Raw genomic sequence first — 22,964 nt, 5'->3', positions numbered from 1 at the left:
ATCACTCCCTTATTGCCACCTTCAAATGGAGATAAGCCGTCAGCGAGAAGGCGAAGGCAATCACCGTAACCGCGTAGCCAAAGCCCGTGCAGAGCGTCGTCGAGGGGAGTATTATCAGCCCTGCCAGAGCGGTCTTCCAGTCCTTCTTTCCGGTGAACGCGAACTCAACGCCAGTGAGGAGGAGCAGGCCGAGCCCTATGAAGACCAGCATCCACTGGCCGTCGTTTTCAGCATACATGCTGGCAATCAGGGCCGAGAGGGGCCACACGATAACCTGTGCGAGGATGTATCCCCTGGGTGTTTTTTTCAACCCTTCCGAGAGCCTTTTCTAGCTGGATCACCTTTCTGAAAGCCTTTCGCTCCTCGGCGATGAAACCTATTACTGCCCCCAGCGAAAGCCACTGGATTGCGCTTTCTTCACCAATTCCAGCGTACTTTGACAGGATTTGCGCGAGTAGGTAAACCCCGGGCATCGCCCACGCCCAGTAGAGGAAAACGCTCGCTCTGTACGCCTTTCTCGCGAGGTTCAGCTCCCGCTCCACAGCCCTGAGCGCCTCACTCAGCTCTTCCATACTCTCACCAAGAAAAGTTCTCCTAACTCCTTAAATACCCGCCCGGAAGTTTGGGGCGCAAACTAACCGCCGGCCCTCGCCAGGCGGAGCTTTTCCATGAAGCGCTCGATTTCCGAGGGAGGGCCTTCCAGGAGAACCAGGTTGAGGACTATCCCGTTCCTCTCGGTGGTTTCGAGGAGGGTTAAGCTAACTTTCGCCCCGCTCTTTCGCCTTATCTCCTCGAGCTCCTCAAAGGGAACGGCCGTCTCGATAATCACGGGGAACACCCGGTGAAGTTTAATGGGTTGTTCAGTATACTAAACAGGTCTTTATAAATAGCTGTTCAGTTTACTCAACCCTGAACGTCAGCCCCCTTTCCCTCGCCTTCCTCTCGACCTGGAGGCGGAACTGGCAGGCCTTGCATATCTCTCCAGTTGTGGGTTGACCGCATATCTTACAGCGGTTCAGCTCGCTCGTTCTCTTGGTGTAGGTCTTCGCTATAAGCGGGAAGAGCTTGTCGTAGCTCCTGAGTATCTGATATTTGGTGCCGGGGTGCCTCTCCTCCATCTCGTTGAGCCAGTCGCGGATTTCGGCACGGAAGGCCTCGACCGCGTAGGGGCACTCGCTCAGGTCAACTTCAATGTTGTTCAGAACCGCGTAGAGGACAATCTCCTTCTCGGGAATCTCTCGGAGGGGCTTTATCCTCGGAACGAGCTCGGGGTGGATTTCCTCGTAGTAGGGGCCAGTTCTTCCCAGTCTCGCTATATCGCCCCGGAGGATGTTCATTATGAACATCTGCACCTCGTCATCCAAATTGTGGCCGACGGCCAGCTTGTCCGCCCCGACGTCCTTGGCCGCGTAGTTGAGGAGCCAGCGCCTCCAGACGCCGCAGTAGGAGCACGCCCCAACACGCTCTCCCTTCTCGAAGCTCCCCATTATCTCAACCGTCTCGTCGAGGGTGAAGCCGATGTATTCCTTGAAGGAATATATCCGGTGCTCTATTCCGAGCTTCTTCGCGTTCCTCTTCGCTATCTCAACGCTTGGAGGCCTGTAACCGGCTATTCCCTCGTCTATGGTTATCGCGACGAGTTCAAACGGAAACTTCTCTCGGAGTTTAGCCAGGAGATGCATCAGAACTACGCTGTCCTTTCCCCCGCTGACCCCGACCGCTATCCTCTCGCCCTTCTCGATGAGGCGGTATTTTTTGACGGTCTCCTTGAACTTCTTCTCGACCATCTCGTTGAAGTGCTTGTGGCAGTAGTAGCGACCGGTGTAGCGCGCGTGGTAGACCGCTGGACGACCGCACTTGGAGCAGACCGCTGGCATGGGTTGCCCTAAGAAAAGGCTTTTAAAAAGGTTGGTGCCCCCCATAGTGATCGAAATGCAGTATAAGGTATTCAAGACCGAGATCGGGCCCCTCGATAAAATGCTCGGCGGGGGCCTAATGGACGACGGAATACTGCTGATTATCTACGATACAGGTTCCTACGGATGGGCGCTGGGGGTTGAGATATTCCGGAGGTTCCTTGAGCGGGACTGGTTCGGGATGATCACCAACTACTCCATGCCCTACAGTCTCCTCAAAAAGTACGGGCTCGCTGTTAGGTTTCCCCTCGAGGAGTTCGGAAGGGCTGGCAGGCTGGCGGTCGTGGACGTTTTTGGCTCCGTAAACGGGGTAAAGCTCAACGAACCCTTCGTTTACTACCTGGGTCAGCTGGACAGCGGCACGTACCTCCCCAAGATGCTGGCCCTCTACTCCAAGATAATAGCCAACAGGCCGAGGAGGATCGGGCTGACGGTTACGGTGGACGGCTTCGTCGAGACCTTCGGCGAGGAAAACGCCATGAGAATACTAAAGCGGAACATGGCCCTTAGGGAAGGCTCCGAGAGGCCCGGCCACGAGGGGGTTCTGAACGTGTTCCTTATAAACCGTGACAGGGTCTCCAGGAGGTTCCTGTCGTGGATATCCCAGTACGCCGAGCACATACTGGAGACGAGGCCCACCGGCAGACCCGGGGTTGAGGAGCTAACAGTCCTCAAGTCCCTGCTCCCCGATTTCGAGCCCTCCACCGGAACGTTCCGCTTCAAAAAGGGAAGGATATGCATCCAGTCTAGCGGGCCAGGTTGAGCAGGGCCGGCCAGAGGTTGAGGGCGAGCAGCGTCAGCCCGATGGCGATGACGGCGTACCTTAGCGGCTTCGCGATCGCCTCAGGAAGGTACTCCTTAAGCACGTCGTCCAGCATTCTCCCCCCATCGAGGGGGACCAGCGGGAAGAGGTTCATCAGGCCTATTCCGAAGTTCAGGAAGTATATCCAGTAGAACGAGAAGAACAGCGGGAACACCACGTTCTCGTGCCCTATCCTCGATCTGTAGTGCTGGCCGAGGTATATGCCTATGAACGGCTTCTTGGGGTTGTCCTCCCTTGCACCGAGCTTCAGCTCCACGGTTTTTTCTTCCCCGTTCCTCAGGACGGTTATCGCGATGGTCTGGTTGGGCTTCGTCGTGTTTATGAACTTCTCGAAGTCCTCGAGCGTCTTTATCGCGGTGCCGTTTATGGCAACTATAACGTCGCCCCTCTCGAGAACCCCCGAGGCAGGAGAGCCGCTTATAACGCCCGCCACCTCTATTCCAGCGGGCTGGAGGAGTGGCGTCAGCGCGAAGTTCATGATGAGGAGCGCGAGCAGGGCCACGAGGAGGTTGGCGAGCGAACCGGCCCCGTAGACCCTGAGCCTCGTCCTTAGGGGGGCCTTTTTGAGCTCCTCCTCGTCGGGCTCCACGAAGGCCCCGGGGATCACGAAGAACAGGACCAGGCCCACTGATTTTAGAGGAAGCCTATCGGCCCTCGCCACCACTCCGTGGCTGAGTTCATGGACGACCATAACAACCGCGAGGCCGATCAGGCCGTACCAGAGGGGAATGGTCAGCCCGGGGATGACGAGCTGTACCCCAGCCTGCTTTCCGTGGGTCTGGATGGTTGCTATTGCGGTCTTGAGCAGGGCGTAGAAGACGAAGGCCATGCCCAGGAATCCAAGGGCTATTCCAACGTCGCCGTAAACCTTCCAGAACTTCCTTCCCCTTGAGGCGAGCCGGTCTATGAAGCCTAGCACCCTCTTCGTTCTCCACATTATCACGAACAGATCGACGGCGATTCCCTCTTCTTCGTTTTCATTCTCCCTCCTGCCAAATGCCACGTAGACGATCGCCCAGAAGGCCATTATGCCGGCTATGACGATGATGAGCGTGCTGACCATAGTTCACACCTTCCGCTAACCTAAATACCGGCCCCGCTTTATAAAAGTTAATCCTTGGTGGGATAAGCAGAAAAGGCCGGAAAACCCTAACCCAGCAGTTCCCTCACCGTTCTCCTTACCGCCTCGTAGCTGTTCAGCTTCGGCCTCCAGCCGGCTTTCTTGGCCTTCTCTATTGCTAAGCGCATGAACTTGACGTCGCCCTTCCAGCCCCTTCCACCATCAACGCCGCCGGTGAAAACGAACCTCGGTTTGAGCCCCATCTCCTCGCTCACTATCTCCGCTATCTCCTGGACGGTTATCCAGTCGTCGTTGCCGAGGTTGTAGAAGTCCACGGTCTTTCCGCTTTGCCTGAAGTGCTCAAGGATTTGGAGCATGCCCTCAACGGTGTCGCTCACGTGGAGGTAGCTCTTCCTCTGCCTTCCGTCGCCGAGTATCTCAAGCTCCTCCGGGTTCCTCCTGAGCTTGTTGATGAAGTCGTAGATCACACCGTGGTTGGAGCGCTCGCCTATGATGTTCGCCAGGCGGAAAATTAAAGCCCTGAAGCCGAACGTGTGGGCGTAACCACTTATCAAAGCTTCGGCCGCGAGCTTCGCTCCTCCATAAACGCTTATCGGCTCGAGGGGCCCGTAGTCCTCCGGTGTGGGTATGATCTCAGCCTCACCGTAGACCGTTGAGGAGCTCGTGAAGACGAGGTATTCCACGTTCGAACCCCTCATCGAGTTGAGGAGGTTGTATGTTACCAGCACGTTGGTTTCGTAGAGGAGCTCTGGACTCTGGGAGCCGATTCTGACCTCGGGGTTGGCGGCGAGGTGGAAAACGACTTCAACGTCTTTAACGGCCTCTCTCACGATTTCCGGGTTTCTCATGTCGCCCTTTATGAACTCGAAGTTCTCGTTTTCCAGCCAGCGCTCTATGTTGGCCAAGCTGCCCGCGCTGAGGTCGTCGAGAACCCTGACCGTATGGCCAAGCTCCATGAGCCTATCGACGAGGTGCGAGCCTATGAAGCCGGCACCGCCTGTTACAAGGACCATCATTTTTATCGCCAATTGTATCGGGCCCGGTGTTATTAAGTTTTGGGAAAGTTTTTTGTAGACTGAGTTGAATCACCAACCATGCGGGTTTATAGCCTTAATGAGAGAGAAAAAAGAGAGGTCATTGAAATCCTGAGAGAACTTCTCCTAAGGAGAGACGAGATCATCTTCGCCTATCTTCACGGCTCTTTCCTTGAGGGTCCTTTCCGGGACATTGACGTGGCTGTGTATGTAGATTCAGAGGTTCATCCCTTCTATGAGGCGGAGCTTGAGGAAGACCTCTCGAATGCCTTAAGTCTACCGGTGGATGTGAGGATTCTCAACGAAGCTCCGGTAACCTTCAGGTTCCGAGCCATTGGGGGCTTGCTGCTCTTCAGTAGGGATGAGAAGATCCGTTGCGACTTCGAGGAGAGAACTATGCGTGAGTACCACGATTATTCCTACTATCTAAACATGTACAGGAGGGAGGCCCTTGGAATACGATAAAGAGAAGATAACCCGGCTCATGTTTGAAATAAACAACGCTTTGGAGGCTCTTTATGAGCTCTCAAAACTTCCAAAAAAGGAGTTTTTGAGTAACAGGCACTACGTTTCAAGTGCCAAGTACAATCTTTTGGTGGCCATAGAGGCCTGCATTGACGTGGCGTACCATCTGATATCAAAGAACAAGTTCAGGTTGCCCAAGGACTATGCCGACTCATTCAGGGTTCTAAACGAGAGGAAGATCATAGATGAGGACCTAACAAAAAGGCTCATCCTGATGGCGAGGTTCAGAAATAGATTGGTTCACATATACTGGGACGTCGACGAAGGCGTTATTTACGAAATTCTCAGGAACAATCTTGGCGACATAGAGGACTTCGTAAGTGCAATTTCAAAGGCATTCAGGAGGGAAAAACAATAAAGGTTTTAATCATGGCAGGGGGCTACGCCGCTCGCCTGTGGCCTATAACCCGGAATTATCCTAAGGCCCTATTGCCAGTTGGCGAGGGGATGATAATAGATCATATCCTCGAGAAAGTCCTGGATCTGGGTTTTCCGGTTTACATCTCCACCAACCGCTTTTTTGAGGGCCACTTTCGGCCAATAGCGGAAGAATACGGCGTTGAACTCATAATAGAGGACACCCTCCACGAGGAGGAGAAGCTCGGGACGATCGGGGCGATGAGGAAGGCCGTTGAGGAACTCGGCCTCGATGATTACCTCGTCATTGCCGGCGATAACCTGTTCTCCTTCTCGCTGAATGAGTTCCTAGGGCATTACTCCGGGGAGACGCTCATAGCGGTTTATGACGTCGGCGACCTTGAGCTGGCCAAGCGCTACGGTGTAGTCCTGCTTGAAGGCGATAGAGTTGTCTCCTTCCAGGAGAAGCCTGCCGAGCCCCAATCAACCCTTGTGAGCACTGGTGTCTACGCCTTTCCGGAGGGGGTGATGGGGCTTCTCGACGAGTATCTGAGGAACGGGAACAGGGATTCGCCGGGCTACTTCATCCAGTGGCTCCTCTCGAGGGGTGAGCCGATAAAAGCCTACCGCTTCTCCGAGTACTGGTACGACATAGGCTCTGCGGACAGCTACCTTGAGGCCCTCAGAACACTCCTAAGGGAGAGCCACATCGAGGAGATTCAGATAAGCCCCTACTCCAAGATAATCCCGCCTGTGGTCATAAAGCGCGGGGCCAAAGTACTCGGGCGCTCGATTATAGGGCCGTTCGCCTACATCGGTGAGGACTGCGTTATAGAGAACTCCGACGTCAGCGATTCCATAATCTTTCGGGGAACGGTGATAAGGAACTCGACGATATGGCGCTCAATAATCGACGAGAAGTGTGAGATAAGGAACCTCGAGCTCAGGAAGAGCCTCGTTGGGGGTCATGCGAAGATACAGCGCGGGGAGTGAAAAGCTTTTAGTCTCACCCCCGTATTCTCTCCGCAATGGAGACTCTGAGGATAGCTTTCGTCTACGACGTTATCTATCCATGGGTGAAGGGCGGCGTGGAGAGGAGGATCTACGAGCTCGCGAGGAGGTTAGCGAAGCATCATGAGGTCCACGTTTATGGTTACAGGCACTGGGAAGGGCCAAAGGACATCGAGCGCGAGGGGGTTCACTATCACGGCCTTGCCCCCTCGCCAAAACGGCTCTACCTTCTCGGAAAGAGGAATCCCCTGTCCATGCTGCGCCTTGCATCCCGTCTGCGCTCTCGAATTGGGGAACTCAGGGAATACGACCTCGTTGATGTCCAGAACCTCTTCTACCCGGGGGCTTTGGCTTTGAAGGATCTTCCCAACGCGGTTATCACGTGGCACGAGTTCTGGGGTCCTTACTGGTGGAGATACCTTGGGCCGGTGGGTTTTCCGGGCTGGTCCACGGAGCGGGCCCTGTTCTCTGCGGAACGGCATGTCGCCGTCTCGTGGAAGACCCGGCTCGACCTCCTGAAGGCCGGCCTCAGAAAGCCCGTTCCGGTCGTGCCAAACGGCGTTGACGTTGAGTTCATCCGTTCAGTCCCGCCGGCGGAGCTTGAGTCGGACGTTATATTTGCCGGCAGGCTCATTCCGGAGAAGGGGGTTGACCTCCTTCTGAGGGCGCTTGCAGAGGTAAAAAGAGAGATCCCGGACGTTAGGGTGGTGATAATCGGCGACGGGCCCGAGAGAAAAAGACTGGAACGCATGGCAAAGGGTTTGGGCCTCGAAAAAAACGTCCTCTTTACGGGCTTTCTGTCTTATGAGAATGTCATAGCCCTGATGAAAGCCTCGAAGGTCTTCGTCCTTCCATCGAAGAGGGAGGGCTTTGGGATTGTTGTTTTGGAGGCTATGGCTTCCGGTTTGCCTGTGGTTACACTCGATGAGCCGATGAACGCCGCGAAGTTCTTGGTGGAGAAAGGGAAGAACGGGTTTGTCGTGGGGATTGAGGGAATCTCTGGAGTTTTAAAGCACTTTTTAGAAGATGGGACTTTAACAAAGAGAGTATCTTACTATAATCAGGGAACTCTTTCCCGATATGAATGGAGTTGGATAACTCAAAATTGGCTATATCATCTGGGTTTTTGATGTTAATATCCTCCGAATGTATTCTAAAGCTCGGGAATCCAGCGCAAGCTTTAGTAGAGTCCAGTAATTTTCCATATTGAAAGGTGCCATCGAAATTGAATACGCGAGATATCTAAGTCCCTTCTCGGGCTCGCCGCTTAAGAGAAGCAGCAGTCCCATCTGGCTCAGGTGAATGCTTAAGACCCAGGGATTTTTCCAGATATCAAGATGCTTGCGGATAAATCTCTCCCTTCCGGGGATGTATTTCTTCATGTTGAACGAGATCTGCCTGCCGTGGACGTAGTACTTTGCGACCACTTCATCTACGTAATCAAATCTGTAGTGCCTTGCTATCCTCAGCCACATGTCCCAGTCCTGAGAGCTTGAAAGGTTCGGATCAAAAAGTCCCGCCCTCTTGAAGCACTCCCTCCTTATCAGTAGCGTTGGACTGCCGATGAAGTTCTCCTTCAAAAGCCTGCTGTAAACATCCCCTCTGTATTCTGGCATTCTCTTTCCGAGTATCCTGCCATCCTGCTGGGATACGTAGTAGAACCCTCCGTATACGACGCCGACGTCTGGTTCCAATGTCTCGAACTTCCTGACTTGGGTCTCAAGCCTGTGGGAGAGCCACTCGTCATCGTCGTCCAGGAGGGCTATGAACTTTCCCCTGGCTTTTTTTATTCCTGTGTTCCTGGCAACCGGGCCGCCGGAGTTCCTTTTGAGGCGCACATACCGGATTCTTCCGTCGTTTATGCTCTCAACGACTTCCGGTGTGTTGTCTGGAGATGCATCGTCGACCACTATAAGTTCGAAATCCCTGAATGTCTGATTGAGAACGCTGGTTATGGCCCTTCTGAGCAGGTTTGCCCTGTTGTACGTTGGTATGATGACGGAGACCGTTGGCCTACTCATCTGAGACCTCCCTTAGGAGATTTTTGAGGAAGGTTAGCAACTCCTCTCTCAGTTCCCCTCTCTTTAGGCTCAGTTCAATGTTCGCTATAACGAATCCAAGCTTACTTCCAACGTCATATCTCTCGCCTTTTATCTCCTTAGCGAAGATGTTCTGGCTAGATAGAATTCTCTGGAGGGCATCTGTGAGCTGTAACTCGCCACCTCTCCCCGGAGGAGTTTCTCTCAGGGCGTCAAATACCTCAGGCGTCAGGACGTACCTCCCGATTATTGCAACGTTGCTGGGGGCCTCTTTGGGGGAGGGCTTTTCCACGAGGTGTCTCACCTGATAGAGTCCATCCCCAAGTGGTTTCCCGTCCACGATTCCGTATCGGCTTACAAGTTCCCAGGGAACGCGCTCCACTCCCACCACTGGAGCTTCTCTCCGCTCGGCTATCTCGATGAGCTGTTTTATTCCGGGCTCTTCGCTTACTATGATGTCGTCGCCAAGGAGGACTGCAAAGGGTTCCCCGTTCACGTGCTTTTCCGCGTGGAGTATTGCATCTCCAAGACCGAGGGGCTTCTTCTGACGGACGTAGTAGATGTCAACCATCTCGCCGATTTCCTCTATCTGCTTCAGCTCCTCGAACTTTCCCTTTTCCCTTAGATAGAACTCCAGCTCGAAGCTCCTATCGAAGTAATCCTCTATAGCGCGCTTTCCCTTTCCGGTTACTATGAGAATGTCGTCGATTCCGGCTTTGATTGCCTCTTCAACAACGTAGTGGATGACCGGCTTGTCAACTATCGGGAGCATTTCCTTGGGCATCGACTTGGTTATGGGTAGCATTCTCGTGCCGAGACCTGCCGCTGGTATTACTGCCTTCTTAACCCTCACCAGCACACCCCCTCGTAGACCTCGGCGGTTTCCTCGGCCTTTCTCACGCGCCTGCCGTCGATCACGATTTTCCCTGAGTAATCCAGTTCCTCAAACTCGGGCCACTCCGTTACGATGAGAACTGCATCACTGCGCTCCAGAACCTCCTTTCCAGAGCTCACGTACTCTATCTGCTCCCCAACGTCGGGATAAAAGCGTCTGAAGTTTTCCATCGCCTGGGGATCGTAGGCGAGAACTTTTGCTCCCTCCTCAAGCAGTTTTTTAACTATGACGTACGCCCTCGTCTCCCTGACATCGTCGGTGTTGGGTTTGAAGGCCAGACCGAGAACGCCGATTCTTTTGTCCCTAAGCTCCGGGACGTGCTTTTTAAGGAGCTCGATCAGCTTCAGCGGCTGTTTCTCGTTGACTTCAACAACGGCCTTGAGAATTATCGGGTCTTCTCCGATTTCTTCCGCCTTCCTGATGAGTGCTTTAACGTCCTTCGGGAAGCAAGAACCGCCCCAGCCGATTCCGGTCCTAAAGAAGTGAGGACTTATCCTGTGGTCGAGGCCAACCCCCTCGAACACCTTCCACGAGTCAATGCCGAGCTTCTTGCAGATGTTTCCGATCTCGTTGGCAAAGCTGATCTTGGTTGCGAGAAAGGCATTTGAGGCGTACTTAATCATTTCGGCGGTTTTAATGTCCGTGAAGAGCTTGGGAGCGTCGATGGGTTTGTATAACTCTTCCAGAACCTTCTTTGTTCTCTCATCCTGAACTCCAATTACAATCCTGTCCGGGTTCAGGAAGTCCTTTAAAGCTACTCCCTCGCGCAGGAACTCCGGGTTCATTGCGAGGCCAAAATCCTCGAATGCCTTTTTACCCGACTCCTTTTCGAGTATTGGCTTAACGACGTTCTCGGTCGTTCCTGGAAGAACGGTGCTCTTAACGACGACAACATGGTAGTTGTCTTTTTCCTTCAAAATTTTTCCGATTTCTTCGGCAGCTTGTTTAACATACGTTAGATCTATTGAACCGTCTTCTCTCGATGGAGTTCCAACTGCGATGAACGTAACCTCTGAGTTTAGAATTGCATCGCGGTAATCCTTGGTTGCGCGGTATTTTCCTTTGAATTCCCTCATGAGTTCCTCGAGGCCTTCCTCATAAATCGGTGGTTGGGCATTGTTTATCATCTCGATTTTTCTCTCATCAATATCAACAAAGATGACTTCATTCCCCAGCTTGACGAAGCCTATTCCAGTTACAAGACCAACGTAGCCGGAACCGATGATCGAGATTCTCATTCGAATCACCTGATAATTACTGTTGCGTGAGTCTTATAAACTTCATGTACATTTATTCTCTGATGTCCATGAGGAGTATGAAAAATAGAAATTACATTCTAGTAACCCCAGCCAAGAATGAAGAAAAAACATTGCCTCTCCTTGCTAAGAGCATAGTGAATCAAAGTATCCGGCCAAAGCTTTGGGTTATAGTTGATGACAATAGTACTGATAAGACCCCTGAGATAGTTGACAGACTGGCTTCAGAATATGAGTGGATTGTTGGTCACCATCTTGAAGACAATGAGGTAGAATATAACCCGGTATTTAGGAATGCGGTTACTTATAGGGAAGGTTTAAAAAAAGCTCTTGAGATGTCTAAACGGCTAGCAATACCATTTGGTTATATAGGTATTGTTGATGCAGATTTTATACTTGAACGGAGGTTTTTTGAAAAGCTTATACTCCGCTTTCTAAAAGAGCCCAGCTTAGGGATTGTTAGCGGAGGGGTTTACTATAAAAAAAATGGTCGTCTTGTGTGGGAGAAGTCAAATCCCAATTTTCCTAGAGGCAGTCCTCGTTTAATACGCTTTGAATGTTTTTTTGACATCGGGGGATATCCCTTAGAGCCTGCTCCTGATCTGGTAGCATACTACCTTGCAAGAATTAAAGGATGGAGAACATTTCAAGTCGTTAATGCTATAGGTGTTGAACTTCGACCCACGGGAACGAGAGGAAATGTTATCGAGAGATATAAAAAACAGGGATTTGTTAGTTATTATATTGGTATACCACCATTATCTGAGTGCTTTTATTCTATCTATCTGATTTTGTTTGATGATGTTCAAAAAGGCATAGGACATTTTATTGGTTATTTCCGTGCATTGTTTAGACGAGAATACCAAATCTCAACACCACTAATACGGCATTTCGTTGAAGAGGATTTCAGCATTAAGACCATGTTTAAAAAGTTCTGGCTTTTGAATCTATGAAAATTGTTGCTAAGCAATGGATCCTTAGCATATGTACGGGGGTACCGGCGTTGAAGAGGATAACAATAATCTACCCGTGGGGGGATCCTCTGAAAGAGGGTTCTGGAAGTTCTGCACGAACTAAAGGGATTATCCGGCTGTTGGTAAATCTAAGTAAGGAGTTTAACGTTACTATTGAGGGGGTTGGGATAAAAAGTTATAGTAATGGGCCTATAGTTCAGCTTGGGTGCATTCCTGGAAAGTTTGGTCTCCTGCTTGACTTTAACCCTTGGTATTTTCTCAGAAGGGTACAAAAAAGAGAGGATGTGCTCATCATTAGTGGTCCACTTGGGATTTTCGGGGCCTTGGTAGGTAGGTTTCTATCCAGAAAGCTTATCAAAATTGTCTACGATGCACATAACGTCGAGAAAGAGCGCATGAAATTGGGTGCCTTTTCAACAAAAACATCTCTCCTGAGAATTATTACTCGCATCATACTGACCATATCGGAGTTTTTAGCAGTTAAGTATGCTGACTGCATCATTGCCATAAGTCACAGGGACAAAAGGCTCTTCCGGGAGGAATATGGGGCACCGTTGGAGAGGATAAGGGTCGTTTATCCTGCTATTGAGCCAGTTCCCTTAAGCCCCGAGAGACACTCAGGCGTGCTTTTCCATGGTAGTTTCAAATACGTCCCTAATCGTGAGGCTCTCGAAGCGTTGCTTAAAATTTCTGAAAAGCTCCCATGGGTGGAGTTCTACATTGCTGGCTCTGGAATGTTCAAGGGGAAAATGGATAATGTTATGTTTTTGGGCTTTGTTGAGAACCTTAACGAGTTTTTTAAGCTTGGAGACCTGGCGGTAGCCCCCTTAAAGCGCGGAGCAGGGGTTAAACTTAAAATAGTCGATTATCTGTCTCGTGGTATACCTGTAGTCACAACCTCCATCGGAGCTCAGGGCTTGGAGCTCACAAACGAAAAGAATGCTGTTGTTGTGGATGACCTGGAAGAAATGGCACGTAGAGTGGAATTTCTTTTCGAAAACCCAAAATACAAACGGAAGATTGGCCTGCTCGGTAGGAGACATGTTGAGAGGCTCCTTTCTAGAGAACAGGCTGGAAAGAACTTGATGGATTGCATTAGATGGGAGAAAGAGTTAATTTAAATAGACCATCCCTAAGGGCTTTGAGATACTTCAAAAAGGTTTTTGGCTTTCTGTGCTTTAGCACCAGCTGAGCAAACTTGAAGGGAGCTTCGTAGAGTATGACGTAAACTACGTGGGCGACAAATGCACTCTTAGGGTAGTTTTTTCTTAAAAACCAGAACTTGTTCCGGTAGAAGTGGTAAGTAAAGAAATCCCCGAGATAGCCGCCGGTTGAAGTGCTTATCTTGTGCCATATCTTCGCTGTAGGTACAACCAAAATGGTGAAACCCATCTTTTTGGCTCGTATGCATAGGTCAGTCTCCTCCCAGTAGCAGAAGAAGTTTTCATCGAAAAGACCTATATTATGAAACACCTCCTTACTCACAAGCATGCATGAACCCTCTATTTTGTCAACTTCCCGAGGAGATTTTGGGAGCGAGCTGTACGGCCGGCGGTAACCAAGCCTTATTTCCTTCCCCTTCCAGGGAATTAGAAACGCCCCGACAAAGTCCACAACATCGATCCTCCCGTTGTAGTCGTAGTACAGTACCGCAGGCCCGAGTATTCCCGCCTTTTTATCCTTTTCAGCCGTGCCAACCAGCCCTCTGACCATAAATGGGTCAACTACGGTATCGGGGTTCAGTATCAGGACGTACTTCGGGTTGAGAACGCCCAGTGCGAACTTTATGCCCACGTTGTTCCCGCCGGCATAACCGTAGTTGTCCCTGTTTTTAATCAGAATTATCCGTCTGTCGGGGTCATACTTTTCGTAGAGGGGCCTGTTGAACTTTCCCTTTAAGGCTTCCTCTTCATCGAGCTCGAATACCTTTATCGGCTTGTTTTTGGGGTTGTAGTCGAAGAATTTTGATTTGACTTTTAGTTTTCCCTGGGCATATTCTTTGATTTCTTCAATGGATTCGTCCTGAGAAGCGTTGTCGACGACGATGACGTCGTAGCTGGGATAATCTATCCTGTATACTGACTCCAGGCATTCCACAGTATCCATCCAGCCGTTCCAGTTGAGGATAATGATTGAAACACGAGGAAACATCAGATCTCCCTAAAATTTTAAAACACTAAGACGCTCTTAAATCTTTAGAGTGTACATGGGCGGTGATGCTAGTGAGAATCTTAACTGGGGTAAATCAACAAGTAAGGTGTTATTATAATTAGAACCTTGTTTGGAGGTATGAGATGTTGAAAGTCACGATAATAACTCCCGATGTATCTCACAATTGTATCGGAAGAGCTTGGGTTTTAGCTTCTATCCTTAATAAAAGTTATGATGTTGAGATTGTTGGTCCAAGATTTGGGAACTCTGTTTGGCCCCCCTTGCTGGACATGGATATAAACATTCCAATTAAATCCGTTGGAGTGAATAAGATCGGATATTCATTTCCTTTATTTTATAAAGAGATTATCCCTTTAATTGAAGGAGATATTGTTTATGTCAGTAAATTGCATCTATCTAGTCTTATCCCGGCACTTATTGCTAACTCTAAATTGAATATACCATATCTTGTGGATGTGGATGATTGGGAGTTGGGATTTGTTATAAACATGTTGAAAAATAAATCTTTATTACAAAAACCTTTATATTATATCTCATCTTCATTGCTCTGGGCACGTTTTTCATCTTATTGGCAGTTTTATCTTCCGGATAGATTTGCAGGTATGTTTAATGTACCAATTACCGTGTCGAACTCATTTCTTAAGAGAAAGTTTGGTGGAACCATTATATGGCATACACGAGATGAAGAGAAATTTGATCCTGCTCTCTACGATCAGTTTGAATCAAGGAGAAAGTTTGGGATTCCAGAAGATAAAAAAGTAATTTTGTTTTTTGGAACCCCCCGGCCATATAAAGGTGTTGAAAATCTAATACTAGCACTCTCAATGTTACACCGCAAAGATAGTGTGCTTGTGATTGCTGGATTGGGGGAGGATCCTTACTCCCGTTTCATTGCTACATTGGGGAAAGAAAAACTTGGAGATTCTTTTATTGGATTGGGCTACATTCCCTTGTCAAAAGCTCCGGAGGTTGTTTCGATTGCTGATGTTTATGTTGTGCCTCAGCATGACTCTCCAGCTACACTTGGCCAGATGCCTGCAAAAGTTTTCGATGCAATGGCTATGGCCAAACCTATAGTTGCTACTAGAGTTTCGGACTTGCCATATGTTTTGGCTGGTGTAGGGAGGTTGATCTATCCTGGAGACTTAAAGGGGCTTGCAAATGAGATAGAATTTCTTTTAGATAATGAGTGCTATTCTAGGAAATTGGGAATTAAAGCTCGGCGTAGGTTTGTTAAAGAGTTTGGACTAAGTGCCATGAGTGAGAAAATGAAAAAGCTATTTAAAAGAGAGGGTCTTCTCTAATTTCAGAATTTTTGATTGTAGCTCTGTTGTGGAGTATTTCTTTGAGAATAAATGCTGATCTAACTAGACTACGGTCTAGATGTGGTAAATACTTTATAAATCCCCTTAAGTGATTAGTTTGTATCATTCTTTTGCATTTTAGTGAGGACAAAACTATCTCATAGTATCTCTGAGCAATAGCGCGTTTATCTTGCTTAAATAAAGGGTAATATTTCTTTAATAGGTGCATTTCTGCCTTTAGTAGTTTACAGTAATCAACAGATATGCTATCACTAAGAACATAAGATATTACTAATGTTTGAGGAATATATACGAAGTTGTATTTTTCAGCTAGTCTAATTAGTATATCCCAATCTTGTAATCTAGGTAGTTTTTCATCAAAAAGTCCTGAGTTTTTTATCATATTTTTTTTTACTAATATTGAAGACATATCGATGAAATTTAAAACTAAAATTTTGTCCAATAATTGACCCTCTTTTTTTCCTTGATTAACATCCTCAGGTACAATTACTGTTTTTTTAGTATATTTTCTTATTGTTCTAGAGTATATCACAAAGTTTTCTTTAGTATTATCTGCTATTTTAATTTGGATTTCAAGCTTTTGGGGTTTCCAAATTGTGTCACTATCAATAAACGCAATATATTCCCCGCGAGACTTCTTTATTCCAGTATTCCTTGCAGCATTTGCTCCGAGATTTCTTTTATGTCGTATGTATCGTATTCTGTTGTCTTTTTCTTTGTAGATCTCAACGATATTTTTAGTATTATCTGTTGAGCCATCATCTATTATTATTAATTCAAAATCTTTAAATGTTTGGTCAAGTACGCTTCTAATGGTCCTACCTATTATGTATCCCCTATTGTACGTTGGTAGTATTATAGAGATTTTTGGACGACCCATATGGAGCACACCCCCGGCTGTTGCATCTAGTATTTTTTACTTTTCTGATGATACAAATTGTTTTAATATCTTTCTCACTGTCTCTAGATTTATTCCTAGTTTTTGTTCTAGTGCTACTAAAATTTCGATATCTTCGTTATCAATACCCCCGATGATAATAATTAAACTAAAGTATGCACTTACAACTACAATGGAGATAACTATTGCCTGTAACATGTTAGGTACAGGGGATAAAGCTATATCCGTAATTTTTATGATCAAAATACTAATGATAAGAGATTTTATGTAATTTAAGCTAAATGGGTGTATTCTTGTTTTTAGGTACAGTCGAAGTGAACCCAATATATTCCCAAAGGAGTATGAAACTGCAGTGGCCATTGCTGCTCCTTCTATTCCGTGGACAGGAATTAATATGTAGTTCAATAATATATTCAAAAAGAACAACACGAGATTATTGCCCATGATATACTTAGTATCTCCAATAACTAATAAAGTTGAACCATTTAATCCAAAAAGCACATGGATCATAAATCCAAAGGCTAATATCCTAAGGACAACAGCGGCCTGAAGATATTTAGTCCCGAAAAAGAATCTTATTGTTGTTTCGGGGAATACAAATATAAACATAAACATTGGGAGAGTCAAGGTAAATACCCATTTTGTTAAGATTTGATATATCCTTTTTATATCTTTAATCTTTCCTTGAGCATATAGACTGCTAATAAGAGGGGGATAAAGGAAAGCCGCAGAATCCAGAAATAGTGGGATAAGTCGCGCTATGGGGGTTGCTGCATTGTATATACCTACACTATTTGATCCAAGGTAGTATCCGACCATTATCGTATCTGTCCAGTTCATTACTGTCCACAGAATTCCAGATATCATAAGTGGGATGGAGAATGCCAACAATTTTTTTGCTATATATTTATCGAATAATGGCTTTAACTTAAAAAGTTTTAGCCTATGAAGTTCATATTCAAGTAGGATAGTCCTTATAGTCTGAGCTAGTAAATAACAATAAAACAATGCCATAAACGGTAGATTAAATATAATAACAATCAGAACCAACGTTAGCCACAGTGTTGGATAGAATATGTTCTGGAAGTACACCTTCTCCCTTACTCTGCCAAACCCCTGGGAGATTGCAATCAGTACGCCAGTCAAAGCGGAAAATGGCAGAGCGAGTGCCAATATCTTCAGGCTCGAGTTAAGGCGGGGCTCTTGAAACACTTCAGCAATGTGCCCTGATGCTATGGCCAGAAATAAAGCACCGAACAAGCTACTTGTGATGACAATGACAAGTGATGTTGATATTATGTTTTTTATTTTGCTTGAGTTTTTTTTCCTGTAGAACCCGATTTCCCTTGGCAATGCAGTTGGAAATCCTAGTGTGACTAGGGTTAAGGTTATGCTAAATATGGTTAGTGCAAGATTGAACACACCATATTGGGACGTTGAAAAATATCTTGCTAAAAGTGTTCTGCTTGCAAACCCAAGTACCATTGAGATAACTGTGCCCACAAAGATTATCCCGGTCCCCCTTGCGATTCTGTGGAGCGCCTGATTCACTTCATCCATATTTAATCCCCGCGTCTTCTTATTTAGCTTAATGGCCTTAGAGGAGATTTGTCTCTTTTAAATACTCCCTCAGCCCCTCCCTCCAGTCCGGCATCTTCAGGCCGAGTTCGTGGAGCCTTCTGTTCTCCAGCGCCGAGAAGCTTGGTCTTTTCGCCAGCCTGTTCAGCTCGTTCGACTTTATCGGCTCTATCTCAACGTTCCAGCCGAGGATTTCAAATATCGCTTTAGTGAACTCGTACCATGAGCAGTAGCCTTCGTTGACCATATGGTAAACTCCGAACTCCGGCTGGAGCTTGAGGAACTCCTTCAGTGTTCTGGCCACATCGAGGGTGTGAGTGGGGCTCATAACCTGATCGTTCACTATCCTGAGTTTCTCACCGCGTTTTGCCTTCTCAATGACCCAGTTCACAAAGTTTCCCCCCTTTCCACTCGCGCCGGCCTTCCCGTAGAGGCTTGCGACCCGGATGATGTAGTGTCTGCGTGAGTAGTTCCTCGTGAAAATCTCGCCGGCGAGCTTGCTCGTTCCGTAGACGTTTATCGGGTTTGGGACGTCTTCCTCGGTGTAGGGCACCCCTTTCTCTCCGTCAAAGACGTAATCCGTGCTGATGTAGACGTTGATTGCTCCAATTTTCTCCGCAATCTTCGCGACGTTGAGCGCGCCTATCGCGTTGACTGCAAAGGCTTTCTCCGGATAAATCTCGGCGTCATCAACGCGGACGTAGGCAGCCGTGTTGATTATGACGTTCGGCTTCACCTTTCTGAGGATTCCGAGGGTCTCCGAAACAGTCACGTCCAAATCCCCGTGTGTCAGCGGAACGACCTCAAATCCCGGCTCCTTCCGGAGGACCTTCACCAGATCGGTTCCAAGCTGGCCGTTTGCCCCAATGATTGCTACTTTCATCGTATCACCTCAGAACACCCAGCCCCTCTCGATGGCCTCCCTCAGCGTCGGCAACTTCCTGTCCTTCTCCGAAACTATCGGCTCGTCAACCGGCCAATCTATGTCCAGCTCGGGGTCGTTCCAGATAATACCACCCTCATAGTCGGGGGCGTATACGTTGTCCACCTTGTAGATCACATCTGCAACATCGCTCAGCACGAGAAAGCCATGGGCGAAGCCCCTTGGAATGTAGAGCTGCCACTTGTTGAACTCCGAGAGGATGACTCCAACCCACTTTCCGAACGTCGGCGAGTTCTTCCTCAGGTCAACGGCCACGTCGTAGATAACCCCCCTGACAACACGAACAATCTTCGCCTGGGCGTAGGGCTCGCGCTGGAAGTGCAGACCCCTTAACACACCGTAGCGTGAGCGAGAGTGGTTGTCCTGGACGAATTCCCCCTTTATCCCAGCGCTCTCGAAGTCGGGCTTCTTGTAGGTCTCCATAAAGAAGCCCCTCTCGTCACCGAAGACCTTCGGCTTGATAAGAATCACGTCTGGAATCTCAAGTCTCTTGAACTCGAAGGGCACCTTCACCACCCCAGCTTCCACGGCGTTGGGTGGAGGACCTTCTCGTTCACCAGCGGTCTCCACCAGTCCTCGTTCTTCAGATACCACTCGACGGTCAGCTTTATGCCCTCCTCGAAGCTGTACCTCGGACGCCACTTCAAATCCCTCGTTATCTTCCAGGAGTCGAGCGAATACCTTAGGTCGTGTCCAGGTCTGTCCTCGACGAACTCTATCAGCGACTCGTCCTTTCCGAGGAGTTTGAGAATCGTCTTGACGACTTCAAGGTTCGTCTTCTCCTCGCCGGCAGAGACGTTGTAGACCTCCCTCGGCTCGCCCTCCAGCAGAACCCTCTCGACGGCCCTCACGTGGTCCTCAACGTAGATCCAGTCCCTGACGTTCTGGCCGGTGCCGTAAATCGGAACCTTAAGCTCCATGCTAGCCCTTATTATCGTCTTGGGTATGAGCTTTTCCGGGAACTGGTATGGGCCGTAGTTGTTTGTGCATCTCGTTATTGAGGCGTTGAGCTTGTAAGTTCTCGCCCATCCTAAGACGAAGGAATCGGCGGCCGCTTTGGTGGCGGAGTACGGAGATGAAGGCATCAGGGCGTCTTCTTCCCTGAACGAGCCTTTTAAGATGTCCCCGTAGACCTCGTCGGTGCTTATGTGGACGAGCCTTACCTCCGGGCTCTCCTTTCGTATCGCCTCCAGGATTGTGTAAACTCCGATAACGTTGCTCTTCAGGAAGTGATCCGGACTTGAGATACTCCTGTCTACATGGCTCTCGGCCGCGAAGTTTACAACCGCGTCAACCTGCTTTACGAGTTCCTTCATGAGTTCGAAGTCCGATATGTCGCCCTTCACGAAGGTGTAGCGCGGGTCTTCTTCAATGTCCTTTAGATTGGCAGGATTTGATCCGTAGCCAAGCTTGTCGAGGTTGATTACCTCCCAGTCGGGGTGCTTCTCAAGGACATAGCGGATAAAATTGCTCCCTATGAAGCCCATTCCTCCCGTTACAAGGAGTTTCATCCTTCCACCTCACAGGATTATCCTAGAGTTATCACCGACGACGAGCTTTTTACCTGAAGGATATGAATTGCCTTTCAGTATTTTAACCCCCCTCCCAATCAGGCTCTCAACGATTCTCCCTGCGTCTCTAATCTCCGAATCCGGAAGGATTATCGAGTCCTCTATTTCAGTGTTCTCGATGACGACGTTGTCGCCAATGCTCGTATAGGGTCCTATATAGGAGTTCCTAATCACGACGTTTCTTCCGATTATTACTGGGCCCTTTATGACAGTGTTCCCGTCTATCTCGCTTCCTTCATCTATGGCAACTCTCCCGTGTATCCTCGCCTTCGTCTGAACCCGTACGTCTGGCTTGAGGTCATCGAGGATTAGTCTGTTCGCGTCGAGTAAATCCTCAGGTTTTCCGGTGTCCTTCCACCAGCCTGTAACCTTGGTCCATCCTACCCTGTAGCCGTGGTCGATGAGCCACTGGATGGCGTCGGTAATCTCCAGCTCGTTCCTCCATGATGGTTTTATGTTCCGGACTGCCTCATGGATTACAGGCTTGAAGAAGTATATCCCGACCAAGGCGAGGTTACTTGGTGGATTCTTTGGCTTCTCAACGAGTCTCTTGATGGTCTTCCCGTCCTCGCTAAGCTCCGCGACACCGAACTGTCTCGGGTCTGGGACCTCTGTGAGGAGTATGCTTGCATCGTAGTTGTTTTTTTCAAAGTGTTCCTTGTGTTTGATGATGCCCTCTTTGAGAATGTTGTCGCCTAGGTACATGACGAAGTCCTCATCACCCAGAAAATCCCTCGCAACAAGTATTGCGTGCGCCAGACCCTTTGGTTCTCCCTGGTATATGAACTCTATCTCCGCGTCCCACTCCTTGCTCATGACGGTCTCTTTTACCTGCTCGGCGTTTGGGCCAACTATTATGCCAATTTCATGAATCCCTGCCTCAATAACATCCTCTATCGCGTAGAACAGGACCGGTTTGTTTGCAACTGGAATCAACTGCTTCTGCTGGGAGTATGTAAGGGGCCTGAGCCTCGTTCCATGACCGCCGGAAAGGATTAGAGCTTTCATTATAACCACCCTAGACCCCTTTGAAATTGAAACCTATATAAATCTCTCGAAAAGGTTTCCTAATAGCCTATTTTTTCTTGTAGTTGTTAGTATAACTGCTAATGGTAACATTTATAAGCATTTATCCCCGTATTACTTTGGGTGGTTTTAATGAAACGCTACCTGATAGTTGGAATTGCAACCCTGCTGGTGTTCCTTGCGGGGGTGCACTTGGGGACCTCATACTTCAGCGACGTGGCGAAGTCCAGCGGAAACGAGGTTTCCACCGGCGATTTCGACATAGCCATAAGCAAGGACGGCAAGAGGTTCTACGACGATTACAAGCTCTTCTCCTTTGGAGATCTCGCTCCCGGTGAGAACAGAACGGTGACGTTCGCCATCAAAAACCGCGGCGATTATCCCCTCTCGAGGGTCATCCTCACGTTCAACGTCACGGACAGGGAGGAAAAGATCTCAAAGGCAGAAAGTTTAATCGACAGCACTCCGGACGTTGGGGAACTGAGTAAGTATCTCGTCATTAAGAGCTTCGTCGTCTCAAACGGGAGCGCGGAGTGGAGCGTTGATTCCGCCGCTGGCAAAACTCTCGCTGAGATCAACGGCACGCCGATAGAGATCTTCACTGGAAAACTGCCTCAGAACGGGGTTCTGACCGTTAACATGACCCTTGAGCTCTCTCCCTCGGCGGGGAACGACTGTCTGACGGATTCTGTTGAGGTTGATATGACCCTGCTCGCTGAGCAGTGGGCTTAACTTTTTAATCTTTTAATCCAACTCCGAACCGCGATGATGAGTGATGGGCGAACCGAACGGTGAGGAAGGAAAGGTGATCGCTGAGCACTCATTCTCTATTCTTTAAGAACATCTATAATTTCTTCGGAAGATCTCAGGAGTCTAATTCCTTCCCCTTCACATGCTCCTTCAAAATCACTGTCGAGGGAGATTAGGTACTTAATCCCGTAGAACTTGCAGGTGGCCAGGATTATCGCGTCGTTGGGGAGAAGCCCGTATTTGACCATGTATTCCACGGCAAGCGTTTCGATGCTCCTGTTTATTTCAAGCTCCCTGAAAAGCTCGAAGAACGTCAAAAATTCCCTGAGTTCGGATTCGTGGCCTTTGATGAGTTCCGGATTATGCTTGAGTGTGTACGCCCTTTCCCCTGTCAGTGCCCTCAGGTAAACCATGAGGGTCTCGCTGAAAACGATGCTGTTTGTGTATAAAATGAACTTTTCTCGTATCTCCAGGAGATCTATATTGCCTGCCAAATGTTCTATAATCACGTTTGTATCAACGAATGCCCCTAAACCGTCCATTCTTCCTCTACCTCTTTGAGGAGCTTTCTCAGGTCCATGCCCTGAAACTTTCCGTGAAGCTTTCTCGTCACGTACTCAATCTCTATCTCTCGCTCCACAATCTGTCTTATTCGGTTGAGGTCAATGCTCCTAAGGACATCGTCGGGAACGTTAAGCTCAACTGTTATCTTCCCCATTCTTTCACCGTTTGTATTTTCTGCATCGGGAATAAATAACGTTTTTGTTCCCTTTGATTGCTCTCTAATTAA

The 22,964-nt window shown here is 48.5% G+C and carries 27 protein-coding genes; 9 read left to right on the top strand and 18 right to left on the bottom strand.

What is annotated here, in order from left to right; all coding sequences use genetic code 11:
- Window position 1: 1 nt before the first annotated feature.
- The 4 genes from TAM4_RS08015 to TAM4_RS08000 form a co-directional block, all read right to left on the bottom strand.
- A complete protein-coding gene (locus tag TAM4_RS08015; RefSeq protein ID WP_014122737.1) occupies window positions 2-238 on the bottom strand; it encodes a hypothetical protein in 237 nt (78 codons plus the stop codon).
- Window positions 228-572, bottom strand: coding sequence for a hypothetical protein (locus TAM4_RS08010; RefSeq protein ID WP_014122736.1), 345 nt, complete (start codon window positions 570-572; stop codon window positions 228-230). Before TAM4_RS08010 ends, TAM4_RS08015 begins: the two co-directional genes overlap by 11 nt.
- A gap of 62 nt (window positions 573-634) precedes the next feature.
- Window positions 635-829 (bottom strand): TIGR04140 family protein, encoded by a 195-nt coding sequence (locus tag TAM4_RS08005; RefSeq protein ID WP_014122735.1) that lies wholly within the window; start codon window positions 827-829, stop codon window positions 635-637.
- A 70-nt stretch (window positions 830-899) separates the two neighbouring features.
- Complete coding sequence (locus TAM4_RS08000) at window positions 900-1,877, bottom strand: TIGR00269 family protein (RefSeq protein WP_014122734.1); 978 nt, start codon at window positions 1,875-1,877, stop codon at window positions 900-902.
- Between the two features lie 55 nt (window positions 1,878-1,932).
- On the opposite strand from TAM4_RS08000, the gene TAM4_RS07995 reads away from it, so the two are divergent.
- Window positions 1,933-2,679 carry a hypothetical protein gene (locus tag TAM4_RS07995; protein WP_014122733.1) on the top strand — a complete coding sequence of 249 codons (747 nt, stop codon included), beginning with the start codon at window positions 1,933-1,935 and terminating at the stop codon, window positions 2,677-2,679.
- Here the strand turns inward: TAM4_RS07995 and TAM4_RS07990 are convergent.
- Complete coding sequence (locus tag TAM4_RS07990; RefSeq protein WP_014122732.1) at window positions 2,663-3,802, bottom strand: site-2 protease family protein; 1,140 nt, start codon at window positions 3,800-3,802, stop codon at window positions 2,663-2,665. The two genes, TAM4_RS07995 and TAM4_RS07990, sit on opposite strands and share 17 nt — an antisense overlap.
- 86 nt (window positions 3,803-3,888) lie before the next feature.
- On the bottom strand, window positions 3,889-4,836 hold the full coding sequence (locus TAM4_RS07985) for an NAD-dependent epimerase/dehydratase family protein (protein WP_014122731.1): 948 nt from the start codon (window positions 4,834-4,836) through the stop codon (window positions 3,889-3,891).
- Between the two features lie 78 nt (window positions 4,837-4,914).
- Here TAM4_RS07985 and TAM4_RS07980 point away from each other — a divergent pair, with 78 nt between their 5' ends.
- The 4 genes from TAM4_RS07980 to TAM4_RS07965 are packed head-to-tail and all read left to right on the top strand — an operon-like array spanning window position 4,915 to window position 7,877.
- Window positions 4,915-5,319 carry a nucleotidyltransferase domain-containing protein gene (locus TAM4_RS07980; protein ID WP_014122730.1) on the top strand — a complete coding sequence of 135 codons (405 nt, stop codon included), beginning with the start codon at window positions 4,915-4,917 and terminating at the stop codon, window positions 5,317-5,319.
- Window positions 5,306-5,737: a DUF86 domain-containing protein gene (locus tag TAM4_RS07975; protein WP_014122729.1), complete on the top strand. Its 432-nt coding sequence runs from the start codon at window positions 5,306-5,308 to the stop codon at window positions 5,735-5,737. Before TAM4_RS07980 ends, TAM4_RS07975 begins: the two co-directional genes overlap by 14 nt.
- Window positions 5,734-6,729 carry a sugar phosphate nucleotidyltransferase gene (locus TAM4_RS07970; protein WP_048150381.1) on the top strand — a complete coding sequence of 332 codons (996 nt, stop codon included), beginning with the start codon at window positions 5,734-5,736 and terminating at the stop codon, window positions 6,727-6,729. Before TAM4_RS07975 ends, TAM4_RS07970 begins: the two co-directional genes overlap by 4 nt.
- Before the next feature lie 35 nt (window positions 6,730-6,764).
- A complete protein-coding gene (locus TAM4_RS07965; protein WP_014122727.1) occupies window positions 6,765-7,877 on the top strand; it encodes a glycosyltransferase family 4 protein in 1,113 nt (370 codons plus the stop codon).
- Here TAM4_RS07965 and TAM4_RS07960 read toward each other — a convergent pair.
- From TAM4_RS07960 to TAM4_RS07950, 3 genes are read right to left on the bottom strand one after another with little or no spacing between them, the layout of a single operon-like run.
- Window positions 7,857-8,768 carry a glycosyltransferase gene (locus tag TAM4_RS07960; RefSeq protein WP_014122726.1) on the bottom strand — a complete coding sequence of 304 codons (912 nt, stop codon included), beginning with the start codon at window positions 8,766-8,768 and terminating at the stop codon, window positions 7,857-7,859. The two genes, TAM4_RS07965 and TAM4_RS07960, sit on opposite strands and share 21 nt — an antisense overlap.
- The gene (galU, locus tag TAM4_RS07955; protein ID WP_014122725.1) at window positions 8,761-9,639 is read right to left on the bottom strand and encodes a UTP--glucose-1-phosphate uridylyltransferase GalU; all 879 of its coding nucleotides are present in this window, start codon (window positions 9,637-9,639) and stop codon (window positions 8,761-8,763) included. The genes TAM4_RS07960 and galU overlap by 8 nt, the downstream gene beginning before the upstream one ends.
- Window positions 9,636-10,919 carry a UDP-glucose/GDP-mannose dehydrogenase family protein gene (locus TAM4_RS07950; protein ID WP_014122724.1) on the bottom strand — a complete coding sequence of 428 codons (1,284 nt, stop codon included), beginning with the start codon at window positions 10,917-10,919 and terminating at the stop codon, window positions 9,636-9,638. Before TAM4_RS07950 ends, galU begins: the two co-directional genes overlap by 4 nt.
- A gap of 62 nt (window positions 10,920-10,981) precedes the next feature.
- Between TAM4_RS07950 and TAM4_RS07945 the strand changes: the two genes are divergently transcribed.
- Window positions 10,982-11,890 (top strand): glycosyltransferase family 2 protein, encoded by a 909-nt coding sequence (locus TAM4_RS07945; protein WP_048150990.1) that lies wholly within the window; start codon window positions 10,982-10,984, stop codon window positions 11,888-11,890.
- A gap of 50 nt (window positions 11,891-11,940) precedes the next feature.
- Window positions 11,941-13,032, top strand: coding sequence for a glycosyltransferase family 4 protein (locus TAM4_RS07940; protein WP_014122722.1), 1,092 nt, complete (start codon window positions 11,941-11,943; stop codon window positions 13,030-13,032).
- Here the strand turns inward: TAM4_RS07940 and TAM4_RS07935 are convergent.
- Window positions 13,007-14,062 carry a glycosyltransferase family 2 protein gene (locus TAM4_RS07935; protein ID WP_014122721.1) on the bottom strand — a complete coding sequence of 352 codons (1,056 nt, stop codon included), beginning with the start codon at window positions 14,060-14,062 and terminating at the stop codon, window positions 13,007-13,009. The two genes, TAM4_RS07940 and TAM4_RS07935, sit on opposite strands and share 26 nt — an antisense overlap.
- 143 nt (window positions 14,063-14,205) lie before the next feature.
- Between TAM4_RS07935 and TAM4_RS07930 the strand changes: the two genes are divergently transcribed.
- Window positions 14,206-15,387: a glycosyltransferase family 4 protein gene (locus tag TAM4_RS07930; protein ID WP_014122720.1), complete on the top strand. Its 1,182-nt coding sequence runs from the start codon at window positions 14,206-14,208 to the stop codon at window positions 15,385-15,387.
- Here TAM4_RS07930 and TAM4_RS11535 read toward each other — a convergent pair.
- Genes TAM4_RS11535 through TAM4_RS07900 form a run of 6 tightly spaced genes read right to left on the bottom strand, consistent with a single transcriptional unit; the run spans window position 15,365 to window position 21,406 of the window.
- Window positions 15,365-16,288, bottom strand: coding sequence for a glycosyltransferase family 2 protein (locus TAM4_RS11535; RefSeq protein ID WP_014122719.1), 924 nt, complete (start codon window positions 16,286-16,288; stop codon window positions 15,365-15,367). The genes TAM4_RS07930 and TAM4_RS11535 overlap by 23 nt on opposite strands.
- A gap of 36 nt (window positions 16,289-16,324) precedes the next feature.
- On the bottom strand, window positions 16,325-17,866 hold the full coding sequence (locus TAM4_RS07920) for a flippase (RefSeq protein WP_014122718.1): 1,542 nt from the start codon (window positions 17,864-17,866) through the stop codon (window positions 16,325-16,327).
- Between the two features lie 37 nt (window positions 17,867-17,903).
- Window positions 17,904-18,767, bottom strand: coding sequence for a dTDP-4-dehydrorhamnose reductase (gene rfbD / locus TAM4_RS07915; RefSeq protein WP_014122717.1), 864 nt, complete (start codon window positions 18,765-18,767; stop codon window positions 17,904-17,906).
- 9 nt (window positions 18,768-18,776) lie between these two features.
- On the bottom strand, window positions 18,777-19,334 hold the full coding sequence (gene rfbC / locus TAM4_RS07910) for a dTDP-4-dehydrorhamnose 3,5-epimerase (RefSeq protein WP_014122716.1): 558 nt from the start codon (window positions 19,332-19,334) through the stop codon (window positions 18,777-18,779).
- A 2-nt stretch (window positions 19,335-19,336) separates the two neighbouring features.
- Window positions 19,337-20,338, bottom strand: a complete 1,002-nt coding sequence (gene rfbB, locus TAM4_RS07905) for a dTDP-glucose 4,6-dehydratase (protein ID WP_014122715.1) — start codon at window positions 20,336-20,338, stop codon at window positions 19,337-19,339.
- Window positions 20,339-20,347: 9 nt separating this feature from the next.
- On the bottom strand, window positions 20,348-21,406 hold the full coding sequence (locus TAM4_RS07900) for a glucose-1-phosphate thymidylyltransferase (RefSeq protein WP_014122714.1): 1,059 nt from the start codon (window positions 21,404-21,406) through the stop codon (window positions 20,348-20,350).
- Window positions 21,407-21,556: 150 nt separating this feature from the next.
- Here TAM4_RS07900 and TAM4_RS07895 point away from each other — a divergent pair, with 150 nt between their 5' ends.
- Window positions 21,557-22,156 (top strand): TasA family protein, encoded by a 600-nt coding sequence (locus tag TAM4_RS07895; protein WP_014122713.1) that lies wholly within the window; start codon window positions 21,557-21,559, stop codon window positions 22,154-22,156.
- A gap of 95 nt (window positions 22,157-22,251) precedes the next feature.
- On the opposite strand, the gene TAM4_RS07890 is transcribed toward TAM4_RS07895, so the two are convergent.
- Window positions 22,252-22,716, bottom strand: coding sequence for a type II toxin-antitoxin system VapC family toxin (locus TAM4_RS07890; protein WP_014122712.1), 465 nt, complete (start codon window positions 22,714-22,716; stop codon window positions 22,252-22,254).
- The gene (locus TAM4_RS07885) at window positions 22,704-22,892 is read right to left on the bottom strand and encodes a hypothetical protein (RefSeq protein ID WP_014122711.1); all 189 of its coding nucleotides are present in this window, start codon (window positions 22,890-22,892) and stop codon (window positions 22,704-22,706) included. Before TAM4_RS07885 ends, TAM4_RS07890 begins: the two co-directional genes overlap by 13 nt.
- Window positions 22,893-22,964 lie beyond the last annotated feature (72 nt).

This window comes from Thermococcus sp. AM4 (genome assembly GCF_000151205.2).
Taxonomy (GTDB): domain Archaea; phylum Methanobacteriota_B; class Thermococci; order Thermococcales; family Thermococcaceae; genus Thermococcus.
This window is presented reverse-complemented; position numbering and strand designations above follow the sequence as displayed.

Excerpts from the sequence above, each read along its gene's own strand:
- TAM4_RS07920 (WP_014122718.1), bottom strand. The coding sequence starts at position 17,866 with ATGGATGAAGTGAATCAGGCGCTCCACAGAATCGCAAGGGGGACCGGG.
- TAM4_RS07935 (WP_014122721.1), bottom strand. The coding sequence starts at position 14,062 with ATGTTTCCTCGTGTTTCAATCATTATCCTCAACTGGAACGGCTGGATG.
- TAM4_RS07890 (WP_014122712.1), bottom strand. The coding sequence starts at position 22,716 with ATGGACGGTTTAGGGGCATTCGTTGATACAAACGTGATTATAGAACAT.
- TAM4_RS07950 (WP_014122724.1), bottom strand. The coding sequence starts at position 10,919 with ATGAGAATCTCGATCATCGGTTCCGGCTACGTTGGTCTTGTAACTGGA.
- TAM4_RS07995 (WP_014122733.1), top strand. The coding sequence starts at position 1,933 with ATGCAGTATAAGGTATTCAAGACCGAGATCGGGCCCCTCGATAAAATG.
- rfbD (WP_014122717.1), bottom strand. The coding sequence starts at position 18,767 with ATGAAAGTAGCAATCATTGGGGCAAACGGCCAGCTTGGAACCGATCTG.
- TAM4_RS08000 (WP_014122734.1), bottom strand. The coding sequence starts at position 1,877 with ATGCCAGCGGTCTGCTCCAAGTGCGGTCGTCCAGCGGTCTACCACGCG.
- TAM4_RS08010 (WP_014122736.1), bottom strand. The coding sequence starts at position 572 with ATGGAAGAGCTGAGTGAGGCGCTCAGGGCTGTGGAGCGGGAGCTGAAC.
- TAM4_RS07965 (WP_014122727.1), top strand. The coding sequence starts at position 6,765 with ATGGAGACTCTGAGGATAGCTTTCGTCTACGACGTTATCTATCCATGG.
- TAM4_RS07980 (WP_014122730.1), top strand. The coding sequence starts at position 4,915 with ATGCGGGTTTATAGCCTTAATGAGAGAGAAAAAAGAGAGGTCATTGAA.
- TAM4_RS07985 (WP_014122731.1), bottom strand. The coding sequence starts at position 4,836 with ATGATGGTCCTTGTAACAGGCGGTGCCGGCTTCATAGGCTCGCACCTC.
- rfbB (WP_014122715.1), bottom strand. The coding sequence starts at position 20,338 with ATGAAACTCCTTGTAACGGGAGGAATGGGCTTCATAGGGAGCAATTTT.
- TAM4_RS07885 (WP_014122711.1), bottom strand. The coding sequence starts at position 22,892 with ATGGGGAAGATAACAGTTGAGCTTAACGTTCCCGACGATGTCCTTAGG.
- TAM4_RS07930 (WP_014122720.1), top strand. The coding sequence starts at position 14,206 with ATGTTGAAAGTCACGATAATAACTCCCGATGTATCTCACAATTGTATC.
- TAM4_RS07960 (WP_014122726.1), bottom strand. The coding sequence starts at position 8,768 with ATGAGTAGGCCAACGGTCTCCGTCATCATACCAACGTACAACAGGGCA.
- TAM4_RS07900 (WP_014122714.1), bottom strand. The coding sequence starts at position 21,406 with ATGAAAGCTCTAATCCTTTCCGGCGGTCATGGAACGAGGCTCAGGCCC.
- TAM4_RS07895 (WP_014122713.1), top strand. The coding sequence starts at position 21,557 with ATGAAACGCTACCTGATAGTTGGAATTGCAACCCTGCTGGTGTTCCTT.
- TAM4_RS11535 (WP_014122719.1), bottom strand. The coding sequence starts at position 16,288 with ATGGGTCGTCCAAAAATCTCTATAATACTACCAACGTACAATAGGGGA.
- TAM4_RS07990 (WP_014122732.1), bottom strand. The coding sequence starts at position 3,802 with ATGGTCAGCACGCTCATCATCGTCATAGCCGGCATAATGGCCTTCTGG.
- TAM4_RS07945 (WP_048150990.1), top strand. The coding sequence starts at position 10,982 with ATGTCCATGAGGAGTATGAAAAATAGAAATTACATTCTAGTAACCCCA.
- TAM4_RS08015 (WP_014122737.1), bottom strand. The coding sequence starts at position 238 with ATGTATGCTGAAAACGACGGCCAGTGGATGCTGGTCTTCATAGGGCTC.